This is a genomic window from Kitasatospora sp. MBT63 (genome assembly GCF_000710465.2).
GTDB lineage: Bacteria > Actinomycetota > Actinomycetes > Streptomycetales > Streptomycetaceae > Kitasatospora.
The window spans coordinates 3,505-14,606 of sequence record NZ_JAIZ01000277.1 but is presented as its reverse complement, the minus strand read 5'-3'; the positions used below and the strand labels follow the sequence as shown (position 1 = coordinate 14,606).

General features: G+C 75.4%; 7 protein-coding genes. 4 read left to right on the top strand and 3 right to left on the bottom strand.

The window, feature by feature from the left end; translation table 11 throughout:
* Positions 1 to 56 precede the first annotated feature (56 nt).
* The 4 genes from AA75_RS17635 to AA75_RS17620 all read left to right on the top strand — a co-directional run bounded on the left by AA75_RS17635 (position 57) and on the right by AA75_RS17620 (position 5,577).
* Entirely contained in the window at positions 57 to 1,304 is a 1,248-nt protein-coding gene (locus tag AA75_RS17635; RefSeq protein ID WP_051812656.1) for an MFS transporter, read from the top strand.
* 50 nt (positions 1,305 to 1,354) lie between these two features.
* Complete coding sequence (locus tag AA75_RS17630; protein WP_033821025.1) at positions 1,355 to 3,892, top strand: beta-glucosidase; 2,538 nt, start codon at positions 1,355 to 1,357, stop codon at positions 3,890 to 3,892.
* A 94-nt stretch (positions 3,893 to 3,986) separates the two neighbouring features.
* Positions 3,987 to 4,892: an arginase family protein gene (locus tag AA75_RS17625; RefSeq protein ID WP_033821024.1), complete on the top strand. Its 906-nt coding sequence runs from the start codon at positions 3,987 to 3,989 to the stop codon at positions 4,890 to 4,892.
* A 76-nt stretch (positions 4,893 to 4,968) separates the two neighbouring features.
* Positions 4,969 to 5,577, top strand: coding sequence for a flavin reductase family protein (locus tag AA75_RS17620; RefSeq protein WP_033821026.1), 609 nt, complete (start codon positions 4,969 to 4,971; stop codon positions 5,575 to 5,577).
* A gap of 7 nt (positions 5,578 to 5,584) precedes the next feature.
* On the opposite strand, the gene AA75_RS17615 is transcribed toward AA75_RS17620, so the two are convergent.
* The 3 genes from AA75_RS17615 to AA75_RS17605 all read right to left on the bottom strand — a co-directional run bounded on the left by AA75_RS17615 (position 5,585) and on the right by AA75_RS17605 (position 11,059).
* Positions 5,585 to 7,042 (bottom strand): ATP-binding protein, encoded by a 1,458-nt coding sequence (locus AA75_RS17615; protein ID WP_033821023.1) that lies wholly within the window; start codon positions 7,040 to 7,042, stop codon positions 5,585 to 5,587.
* Between the two features lie 4 nt (positions 7,043 to 7,046).
* Positions 7,047 to 8,723 carry an FAD-dependent oxidoreductase gene (locus AA75_RS17610; protein WP_033821022.1) on the bottom strand — a complete coding sequence of 559 codons (1,677 nt, stop codon included), beginning with the start codon at positions 8,721 to 8,723 and terminating at the stop codon, positions 7,047 to 7,049.
* Between the two features lie 110 nt (positions 8,724 to 8,833).
* On the bottom strand, positions 8,834 to 11,059 hold the full coding sequence (locus AA75_RS17605) for a SpoIIE family protein phosphatase (protein WP_082526599.1): 2,226 nt from the start codon (positions 11,057 to 11,059) through the stop codon (positions 8,834 to 8,836).
* Positions 11,060 to 11,102 lie beyond the last annotated feature (43 nt).

Sequence of the window (11,102 nt, the reverse complement as noted above, 5' to 3'; positions counted from 1 at the left end):
CCCCCCCACCCCCACCCGCCGCGCCCCACGCGCGGCCCGCTCCACCGGAGCCGCCCATGAACGTGACGACGACCGACGCGGACCGCAGACGCACCCCCGCCCCCGAGTCCCCGGCCGGGACGGGCCGCCTGCTCGGCCTGCTGGCCTTCGCCAACACCGCGATGTTCGCCCTGTACATGGGCGTCGGATCGGTCCTCCTCCCGACCCAGATCGCCCAGATCGACCCCGCCCACAAGGTCGCCGCCCTCGGGATGATCGGCGGCGTCAGCGCGGTCTTCGCGACCCTCTTCAACCCGGTCGCGGGCGCCCTGTCGGACCGCACCGGCCGGCGCGGCCCCTGGATCCTCGGCGGCGGCCTCGCCGCCCTGGCCATGATGGCGCTGCTCGGCGGTGCCACCACCGTGCTGCTGGCCACCATCGCCTGGTGCCTCGGCCAGGCCGCGATGAACGTCCACCAGTCCGCGGTCACCGCCGTGGTGCCGGACCGGATCCCGCCCGCCCGGCGCGGCACCGCCTCCGCCGTCGTCGGCCTCGGACTGCCCGTCGGCGGCACCCTGGGCGTCCTGATCGCCTCGCAGACCGTCTCCGGCCTGCGCACCGGCTACCTGGTGCTCGGGGCGGTGGTGGCGGTGGCCGCGGTGCTGCTCACCGCGCTGGGCCGCGAACCGCGCCGGGAACCGGCCCCGCCCGTCCCGTTCGGGCGGCAGCTCAAGGCGTTCCTGTCGGCGCTCGCCACCCACGACTTCCGGTGGGCGTTCATCGGGCGCGCCCTGCTGGTCCTCGGCTACTTCTGCGTGGTCGGCTACCCGCTGTACATCCTCACCGACCACATCGAGCTGCCCGCGGGCCTCGAACCGGCCGCCGCCATCGCCATCCTGACCCCGGTCTCGATGGCCGCGATGGGCGTGTCCACCGTCCTGGGCGGCGTGCTCTCCGACCGCTGGAACCGGCGCAAGCTCTTCGTCGGGGTGTCCGCCGCCCTGGCCGGCCTGGTGATGATCGTCCCCGTGGTGAGCCCCACCTGGACCGGCATGCTGGTCTTCAGTGCCGTCAACGGCCTGGCGTTCGGCTGCTTCATGGCGGTGGACACCGCGGTCGTCACCCTGGTCCTGCCCCGCGCCGAGGACGCCGCCCGGGACATGGGCGTGCTCAACATCGCCAGCGCCGGCCCGCAGATCATCGCCCCGTTCGTCGCCTCCGCCGTGATCGCCGGCCTCGGCGGCTACACCGGGCTCTTCCTGGTCGGCGGCGCGCTCTCGCTGCTGGGCGCCCTGGCGATCCTCCCCATCCGCTCCGTCCGCTGACCCCGCCCGACCACCCGACCGACCGTCCCGCTCCCCACCCACGAGGACCCATGAACACCGAGCACCCCGAGCACGCCGAGCCCCGCACCGCCACCGATGCCACCGCCGTCACCGCCGGCACCGACGCCGATCGCGAGGCCGCCGTCGACAAGTCCCTGTCCCGACTGTCCCTGCCCGCCAAGGTCGCCCTCCTCGCCGGGGCCGACATGTGGTCGCTGCCCGCGGACGAGTCCATCGGGCTCGGCCGGCTGGTGATGTCCGACGGGCCGGCCGGCGTCCGCGGCGAGCACTGGAGCGCCGACGACCCCTCCGTCGCCATCCCCTCCCCGACCGCCCTCGCCGCGACCTGGGACACCGAACTGGTCCGCGAGGCAGGCCGGTTGCTCGCCCAGGAGGCCCGCCGCAAGGGCGCCCACGTGGTCCTCGCCCCGACCGTCAACCTGCACCGCACCCCGCGCGGCGGCCGGCACTTCGAGTGCTACTCCGAGGACCCGCTGATCACCGGCGACCTCGGCGCCGCCCTGGTCGCCGGCGTCCAGGACGGCGGCATCGCCACCACCCCCAAGCACTTCGTCGCCAACGACTCCGAGACCGACCGCTACACCGTCGACGTCCACCTCGACGAACGCACCCTGCGCGAGCTCTACCTGGCCCCGTTCGAGGCCATCGTCCGCAAGGCCACGCCCTGGGGCCTGATGGCCGCCTACAACCAGGTCAACGGCACCGGCATGAGCGAGCACACCGCGCTCAACCAGGAGGTGCTGCGCGAGGAGTGGGGCTTCGACGGCGTCCTGGTCTCGGACTGGACCGGCGCCCGCGACACCGTGCGCTGCGCCCTCGGCGGACTCGACGTCGCGATGCCGGGACCGGCGACCGTCTACGGCGAGCACCTGGTCGCCGCCGTCCGCGACGGCCGGGTGCCGGAGCGGACGGTCGACGACCTGGCCCGCCGGGTCCTGCGGCTGGCCGCCCGGGTCGGCCTGCTGGCGGGCGCGCCCGCGGCCGTCCCCGCCGAGCTGCTGCCGCCCGCGATCGACGGGGAGGCGCTCGCCCACCGGATCGCCGCCCGCTCCTTCGTCCTGCTCCGCAACGAGGGCGGCCTCCTCCCGCTGGCCGAGCAGCCGGGCCGGGTCGCCGTGATCGGTGCGGCGGCCGCCCGGCCGCGCATCGGCGGCGGCGGCAGCGCCGAGGTCCTCCCGGCCCGGACCGTCACCCCGCTGGACGGGCTGCGCGCCGCGGGCGTCGACGTCAGTTTCGCGACGGGTTCCGACGCGCTGTCCAACCCGGCGCCGGTCGCCGTCCCGATGACCGCGGCCCTGCTGGACGCGGCGGGTGCGGAGCTGGCCGGCACGGTCGTCCCCGACGGGTTCGTGCGGTGGATCGGCGAGCTGCCCGGCCGGGTCGCCTTTGCCGACCTGGCGCAGGTCAGGCTGGCCGGCACGCTGGTACCGCAGGGCAGTGGTACCCACCGGTTCACCGTGCGGGGCGCGGGCCGGTTCCGGCTGGAGGTCGACGGCCGGGTGCTGTTCGACGACGTGCTGGTGCCCGAGGGGGACGACCCCGCGGCCGCGTTCCTGGCCCCGCCGCAGCGGCTGTTCAGCGTCGAGCTGACGGCGGGCCGGGCCGTGGACCTGGTCCTCGACCACACCCTGCCGCAGGCCGCGGGGGTGGCCGGCTTCGGGCTGGTCTCCTTCACCCTCGGCCACGCCGCGCCCGCCCTCACCGAGGACGAGCTGATCGAGGAGGCGGTGGCGGCCGCCCGCGCGGCGCGGGTCGCCGTGGTCGTGGTCGGCACCACCGAGGAGGTCGAGACCGAGGGCGTCGACCGCGCCGACCTGGCGCTGCCCGGCCGCCAGGACGACCTGGTCCACCGGGTCGCCGCGGCCAACCCGAACACCGTCGTGGTGGTCAACGCCGGTTCCCCGGTGCTGATGCCGTGGCGCGATCAGGTCGCGGCCGTCCTGCTCACCTGGTTCCCCGGCCAGGAGGCGGGCGCCGCGCTGGCGGACGTCCTGCTGGGCCGCACCGAGCCCGGCGGCCGCCTCCCCACCACCTGGCCGGCCGGGGCCGCCGACGCGCCGGTGCTGCGGGTCGAGCCGCAGGACGGCGTCCTGCCCTACGAGGAGGGCCTGTTCATCGGCTACCGGGCCTGGCAGCGGTCGGCCACCGCGCCCGCGTACTGGTTCGGGCACGGCCTCGGCTACACCGACTGGGAGTACGAGGGGATGGAGGTCAGGCACCTCGACGGCGCCGACGACGACGATCCCTACCGCGCGGTCGCCGAGGCCACCGTCTGGGTGCGCAACACCGGCGGGCGCACCGGCCGGGAGACCGTCCAGGTCTACCTCGCCCACGACGGCGTCGACCGCTCCCGCCCCGACCGCCACCTGGCCGGTTTCGCCTCCGTGCAGGCCGCGCCCGGCGAGCGGGTGGCGGCCCGGATCCGCATCCCGCGGCGGGCGTTCGAGACCTGGGACACCCCGGCCGGCCGCTGGCTGGTACGGGCGGGCGTGTACGCGGTCGAGGCCGGGCGCAGCGTCGCCGACCGCCGCCTGTCGGTGGCGCTCGACCTCCCGCCCCGCAGCTGACCACACCGGGGCGCCCCGCCACGGGGCGCCCCGGGCGCGGGCGCCGAGGGGAGCAGCGATGGCGGCCGCCCAGCCGCCCGGGGATGATGGGAGGATGTCCAGGGATGTCGTGGTGGTGGGCGCCCCGACCAGTGCGGGCAGTTACGCACCGGGTCAGGAGACGGCGCCGCGGGTGCTGCGCGAGCTCGGGCTGATCGACGGGCTGCGGGCGGCGGGCCGCCGGGTGCACGACCTCGGCGACGGGCCGCTGCAGGTGTGGGCGCCGGACCTGCGGCAGCCGCGGGCGCAGAACCTCGCGGCCGTGGTGGAGGCCGTCCAGGTGGTGGCCGCCCAGGTGGCCGGTGCGCTGGACCGGGGCGCGGACGTCCTGGTGGTCGGGGGGAACTGCACCGTGGTGCTGGGCGTGATGGGCGCGCTGACCGCGCACCGCCCCGATGCCGGACTGCTGTACGTGGACCGGCACTTCGACCTGAACACGCCGGGGACCACCCGCGACGGCGCGATGGACTGGATGGTGCTGGCGCACGCCTTCGACCTGCCGGGCGCGGCGCCGGAGCTGGCGGCCGCGGTGGACCGCCGTCCGCTGCTCGTCCCGGAGCAGGTGTTCCTGCTGGGCTCCGAGCCGGCGGTGGCGACCGGGTGGGAGCGGGAGCAGGCCGAGCGGCTGGGCCTGCGGTGGCGTTCGGGGACGGATCTGGCGGCGGCGCCGGAGGCCGAGACAGCCCGGGCGCTCGGGGCGCTGCCGGCCGGCCCGCTGGCGGTCCATCTCGACGTCGACGTCCTGGACTTCACGCAGGCGCCGCTGGCGGAGAGCACGGACGGGCGCAACAGCGGCCCGTCCCTGGGTGCGGTGACCGCCGCGCTCGCGGCGGCCTGCCGCGACCCGCGCTTCCGGGTGCTGTCGGTGGGCGAGGTGAACCCCCAGCGGGCCGCCGGGAGCCCCGAGGTGCTGAACCGATTCGTCGCCGCGCTCGGCGAGGTCCTGCGGCCGGCCGACTGACCCGGGGGGCGCGTGGGCATCCGCTGCACGCCCCCGTGGGGGCCGGCACCGGCCACGACCAGCGATAATGGACGCCATGCGCGTCGACTTCGATCCCCGGACCACAGGCCGTGACGACTTCTACCGGCTGCTGACCGCCGTCGTGGTGCCCCGGCCGATCGCCTGGGTCTCCACCGTCTCGGCCACCGGGACGGAGAATCTGGCCCCGCATTCCTTCTTCACCATCGCCAGCGTGCGGCCCCCGATGGTCCAGTTCACCTCCGTCGGCCGCAAGGACACCCTGCGCAACGTCGAGGCGACCGGCGAGTTCACCGTCTGCCTCGCCCCCGAGCCGCTGTTCGAGCAGGTGAACGCGACCGGTACCGACTTCCCGCCGGAGCACGGCGAGTTCGAGGCCGTCGGAATCGAGCGCGAGCCCTCGCTGCTGGTGAAGCCGCCGCGGGTGGCGCAGTCGCCGGTGGCGCTGGAGTGCCGGCTGCACACCACGGTCGGGCTGGGCGACTCCACGGTGGTGATCGGCGAGGTGGTGCACGCCGCGATCGACCCGGAGGTGCTGGTGGACGGGCACCCGGAGATCACCCGGATGCGGCCGCTGGCCCGCCTCGGCCGCAACGAGTGGGCCACCACCGGTGAGCTGCGCGAGATCGCCCGGATCCCGTACGCGCAGTGGACGCGGCAGGACTGACCGTCCGTCAGCCGCTTGCGGCCGGGTCCTCGTCGCGGGCGGTGACCGGCAGCAGCACCCGGAAGCGGGTGTCGCCCGGGACCGACTCCACCCGCAGGTCCCCGTGGTGCCGGTTGACCACGATCCGCCAGGAGATGTCGAGGCCGAGGCCGGTGCCCTCGCCCACCGGCTTGGTGGTGAAGAAGGGTTCGAAGATCCGGCTGCGGATCTCGTCGGGCACGCCCGGCCCGGTGTCGCCGAACTCGACCAGCACGTTGTCGTGGTCGAGGGCGGTGCGGACGGTGAGCCTGCCGGTGCCGGCCATCGCGGACAGCGCGTTGTCGATCAGGTTGGTCCACACCTGGTTGAGCTCGCCGGGGTAGGCGGGCACCCGGGGGAGGGCCCGGTCGTAGTCGCGGACCACGTCCACGCCCGCCGGGATCTTGCCGGAGAGCATCATCAGGGTGCTGTCGAGCAGTTCGTGGACGTCGACCACCCGGAACGGCGCCCGGTCGAGCTGCGAGTACTGCTTGGCCGCGCCCACCAGGTCCGAGATCCTGGTGGTGGAGTCCTCGACCTCGTTCATCAGCAGCTCGGTCTCGACCGTGTAGTGCAGCCAGCGCAGCGCGCCCTCCAGGTTCCCGGCGCCGACCGTGGACTCCACCCGCCGCAGCCACTCGAGGTCGAGCCCGGCCTGGACGAAGGCCGGGCCGAGCTGCCAGCCGTCGGCGATGCCCTTCTCCTCCAGCCAGTCCTCCACCTCGTCCTCGCGGTCGGAGGCCTCCAGCGGGCCGAGCGAGACGGCCTTGGTGGCCGCCACCTGGTCGACCGCGGCCTCCTGGAGGGTGATCAGGGACTCCAGGCTCTCCCGCGGGTACGGGTGGGGGCCGCCGGCGATCATGCCGAGCTTGTGCCGCATCCCGGCGACGCGCTCGCGCAGCGCGGCGGTGGCCCGCAGCGCCGCGGCGGCCGGGTTGTTCAGCTCGTGGGTCAGCCCGGCGGACAGCGAGCCCAGGGCGAGCAGCCGCTCGCGCTGCTCGATCGCCTCCTTGGCCACCTGCGAGCCCAGGAACAGCCCTTCCAGCAGGTGCACCGCCATCGGGAACCACGCCCGCATCAGATCCGCGAAGGTGTCCGCCGCCAGCACGAAGAACCGCGACGGGTCCACGGCCCGCAGCGAGCTGGTGTACTGCTGCGGCACCCGGTCGCCGAGGTACGCCTGGAACGCCCCGGCGTACACGCCGCGCTGCGAGGTCCGGTTCACCTCGACGTCGTCGGCGCCGACCCGGCGGGAGAGCACGATGGTGCCGTCCAGCAGCACGTAGAAGCAGGTCGCCGGGGAGCCCTCGGCGTACACCTGGCCGGGCGGGTACTGCTCCACCCGGCCCTCGCGGCACAGCCAGGACAGCTGCTCGGGGCTGAGGTGCTCGAACAGGAACAGGGTGCGCAGCTCCTCGGGGCTGCACAGGACCACCGGTGCGCTCATGCCGTCACAGCCTCTCCAGGTAGCGGTGCACCAGCATCACCGCCATCGCTCCCTCGCCGACCGCCGAGGCGACCCGCTTGGCCGACTCGGAGCGGGCGTCGCCCGCCACGAACACCCCGGGCACGCTCGTCTCCAGGTGGTACGGGAGGCGCTCCAGCGGCCAGCCCTTCGGCGGTTCGCCGCCCGTCGCCAGGTCCGGCCCGGCGATCACGAAGCCGCGGGCATCGCGTTCCACCACGCCCTGCAGCCAGTCCGTCAGCGGGGCCGCGCCGATGAACACGAACAGCCACTGGGCGTCGACCTGCTCGGTGGCGCCGGTGGCGGTGTCCCGGAGGGTGAGCCGTTCCAGGTGGCCGTCGCCGTGCGCCTCGGCCACCTCGGTGCCGGTGCGGACGGTCACCGACGGCAGCTCCTTGATCTGCTGGACCAGGTAGTACGACATCGACCGGGTCAGTGAGTCGGCCCGCACCAAGATGGTCACCGAGCGGGCGGTCCTGGCCAGGTGGACGGCGGCCTGGCCGGCCGAGTTCGCCCCGCCGACGACGTACACGTCCTTACCCGCGCAGCCGGCCGTCTCGGTCAGCGCCGCGCCGTAGTAGACGCCCCGCCCGGTCAGGTCGGCCACGCCCGGCGCGGCCAGCTGCCGGTAGGTGACGCCGGTCGCCAGCAGCACGGTGTGCGCGGCGATGGCCGAGCCGTCCGCGAAGCGCACGGTCCGGGACGGGCCGTTGACCTCCAGGCCGACCACCTCGCGGGCGGTCAGCATCTCGGCGCCGAACCGGGCCGCCTGGCGGCGCGCCCGGTCGGTCAGCTGCGCGCCGGAGACGCCGTCGGGGAAGCCCAGGTAGTTCTCGATCCGCGAGCTCTGGCCGGCCTGGCCGCCGGTCGCGGTGCGCTCCACCAGGACGGTCCGCAGGCCCTCGGAGGCGCCGTAGACGGCGGCGCCGAGGCCCGCGGGGCCGCCGCCGACCACGATCAGGTCGTAGAACTCCGCGGACGGGGCCGTCGCCAGGCCGACCCGGCCGGCCAGTTCGGGGGCGTCCGGTTCGACCAGCACCTCGCCGTCCGGGGTGATCACCAGCGGCAGCCGCAGCCCGTCCTCGCCGGCGGCCGCCAGCAGCCGCTGCCCCTCGGGCTCGTCGGAGGGGAACCAGCGGTAGGGCACCTGGTTGCGGGCCAGGAACTCGCGGACCTCCCAGGAGTGCGCGGACCAGCGGTGGCCGACCACCTTGGTCTCCGGCATCGGGCGGTGGTCGGAGGCCAGCCAGCTGTCCAGCAGGTCGTCGACGACCGGGTAGAGCTTCTCCTCCGGCGGGTCCCACGGTTTGAGCAGGTAGTGGTCGAGGTCGACCAGGTTGATCGCGTCGATCGCGGCGCCGGTGTCGGCGTAGGCGGTGAGCAGGACCCGGCGGGCGCCGGGGAAGACGTCCATCGCCCGCTCCAGGAACTCGATGCCGTTCATCTGCGGCATCCGGTAGTCGGCGACGATCACCGCGACGGCGTCGCCGCGCAGCTTCATCTCGTTCAGCGCGTCCAGGGCGGAGTCGGCGGTCTCGGCCCGGACCACCCGGTGCGAGGCGCCGTAGCGGCGCCGCAGGTCGCGGGCGACGGCCCGGGACACCCCGGGGTCGTCGTCGACGGTGAGGATCACCGTGCGCGGCGCGTCGCCGGTCTCTGTCATCGCTCTCCCTCGCGGGCCGCGGGGGCCGCCCGCCCCGGCCGGGTACGGGTGCCGCCTCCTCACCGATTCTCTGCCCGGACCGGCGGGTGCCGCCTCCCGGGCCGGGACGCTCAGCGCCGCGGGTCCGCCGCGGCCGGGGCGGCCCTGAGCAGCAGGGTGGCGATGTCGTCGTCGTGCCGGCCGTCGGCGCGGGCCCGGGCCAGCAGGCCGTCGGTGGTGCGGGACGGTGAACTGCCGGGCGGGACCCGGTCCAGCTGCTCGCAGATCCCGGCGATGGCGTGGTCGAGCTCGACCCCGCGGGCCTCCACCAGCCCGTCGGTGTACAGGAACAGCAGGGTCCCGGCCGGGAACGGGATCTCGGCGACCGGGTAGCGCGCCTGCGGGTCGATGCCGAGCGGCGGGCCCGGCACCAGGTCCAGGACGCGGGCGGGCCGGCCGGGCGGGCGCAGCACCGGCGGGGGGTGGCCGGCGTCGGCCAGGAGGGCGCGGTGCGCGGCGAGGTCGAGGTGGACGTAGAGGCAGGTGGTGAACATGCCCGGGTCGAGGTCGCAGAGCAGCCGGTTGGCGCGGGCCAGCACCTGGTCGGGGGGCGCGCCGGAGGCGGCGTGCACGGCGGTGCGGACCTGGCCCATCAGGGCGGCGGCGGGCGCGTTGTGGCCCTGGACGTCGCCGATCACTGCGGCGGCGCTGGTCGGGCCGAGCCGGATGACGTCGTAGAAGTCGCCGCCGATGTCCAGGCCCTCGGTGGCGGGTGCGTAGCGGGCGGCGACGTCGAGTCCGGGGATGCCGGGGAGGGCGTGCGGCAGCAGGGCCTGCTGGAGTTCGTGGGCGAGTCCGTGCTTGGTGTCGTACAGCCGGGCGCGTTCCAGCGCCTGGGCGAGCAGCCCGGCCAGCGAGGTGAGGACGGTGCGTTCGTCGGCGGCGAAGCGGTGCGGCTCGTCGTAGGCGAGCAGGCAGCAGCCGACCGGGCGGCCGGAGGTGATCAGCGGCAGCACCGCCCAGGCCTTCTTCCCGGTCACCTGCGGCACGTCGGGGTACACCTCGACCAGTTCCTCGCGGGAGCCGAAGAACCCGGGCACCCCGGAGGTGAGGGCGTCGACGGTTGGGGTGAGGTGGGCGCGCAGCGGGATGCTGTTGAAGCGTTCGATCGACTCCGGGGTGTAGCCGCGGTAGCCGCTGACGTGCAGGCGGCCGTGGTCGTTGGTGAGCAGTGCGACGCCCTGGGCGTCGAACGCGGGCAGGATCTGCTCGGCCACCAGGTCGATCACGTCGTTGACGCTGACCGCCTCGGTGAGGGCCGCGGCCAGGTGCATGATCTGGTAGAGCTGGCCCGCCCGGGAGACCGGCCCGGCCTGCGGCCGGGTGGCCGGCGGCCCGTCCGCCGGTCCGGGGCCGGCCGGGGTGATCCGGATGCTGATGCCGTCCTCGCCCGGGTACAGCCGGAACGACAGCCAGTGGTCGGGCGGGCGCAGCGCGGTGAACGCGGAGGGCTGGCGGCTGATCAGCGCGGAGCGGTAGCGGTCCTCGTAGGCGGGGTCGTCCAGCCAGGGCAGGCTCTGCCAGGGCAGGCCGCCGAGCAGGTCCTCGGCCTCGGCGCCGAGCAGTTCGCAGGCGCCGGCGGTGAGGTAGGTGATCCGCCCGTTCAGGTCCAGGCTGCAGCTGCCGCCGGGCAGGCGTTCGGCGAACGCGGCCGCGGCGTCGGAGGGCAGGGACTCCAGCGGCCGCTGGACGGGCAGCACCCGGGGCCGGGCCGGTGCGGTGAACGGGTGCCCGGCGGCGTCGGCCTGGGCCAGCAGCCGGGCCAGGCGTCCGCACTCGGCGCCGATCAGGTCGCGTTCCAGCGGGCTGGCCTGGGCGGAGTGGGAGGCGGGCCACAGCAGCAACAGGGCGCCCCAGCAGCGCTGCGGGGTCTCGATCGGGGCGGCGGCCAGCGCGAAGTGGTACGGCAGCGCCACGGCGGTGCGGGGGTACTGCCGGGCGAACTCCTGCTGGCTGCCGGACCACACCAGCCGCCGTTCGCGTACGGCGTCGGACACCGGCAGCGGCGAGGCCAGTGCGGCCCTGATCCACGGGGCGATGAACTCGGCGGGCAGGCCCCGCAGCACCGCGAGGTGGAGCACCGGCTCGTCGGCGGGCAGCAGGTAGACCGCGCCGGTGGTGGCGCCGCAGCGGCGGATGGTCTCGGTGAGCGCCGCGTCCAGCAGCGCGTCCCGGCCGCCCGCCTCAGCGCCGCCCGGCACCGCGGGTCCCGGTCCGGCGGCGGGTCGGGCGCCCGGCCGGCGGCGGTACGGGCGCGGCGCCGTACGAGCGCGCAGCGCGACGGTCGGTCCGGACATCACCCATACGCAGGACGCTACGCCCGTCCCCGGACGGCAGCAC

Excerpts from the sequence above, each read along its gene's own strand:
- AA75_RS17635 (WP_051812656.1), top strand. The coding sequence starts at position 57 with ATGAACGTGACGACGACCGACGCGGACCGCAGACGCACCCCCGCCCCC.
- AA75_RS17630 (WP_033821025.1), top strand. The coding sequence starts at position 1,355 with ATGAACACCGAGCACCCCGAGCACGCCGAGCCCCGCACCGCCACCGAT.
- AA75_RS17625 (WP_033821024.1), top strand. The coding sequence starts at position 3,987 with ATGTCCAGGGATGTCGTGGTGGTGGGCGCCCCGACCAGTGCGGGCAGT.
- AA75_RS17620 (WP_033821026.1), top strand. The coding sequence starts at position 4,969 with ATGCGCGTCGACTTCGATCCCCGGACCACAGGCCGTGACGACTTCTAC.
- AA75_RS17615 (WP_033821023.1), bottom strand. The coding sequence starts at position 7,042 with ATGAGCGCACCGGTGGTCCTGTGCAGCCCCGAGGAGCTGCGCACCCTG.
- AA75_RS17610 (WP_033821022.1), bottom strand. The coding sequence starts at position 8,723 with ATGACAGAGACCGGCGACGCGCCGCGCACGGTGATCCTCACCGTCGAC.
- AA75_RS17605 (WP_082526599.1), bottom strand. The coding sequence starts at position 11,059 with ATGTCCGGACCGACCGTCGCGCTGCGCGCTCGTACGGCGCCGCGCCCG.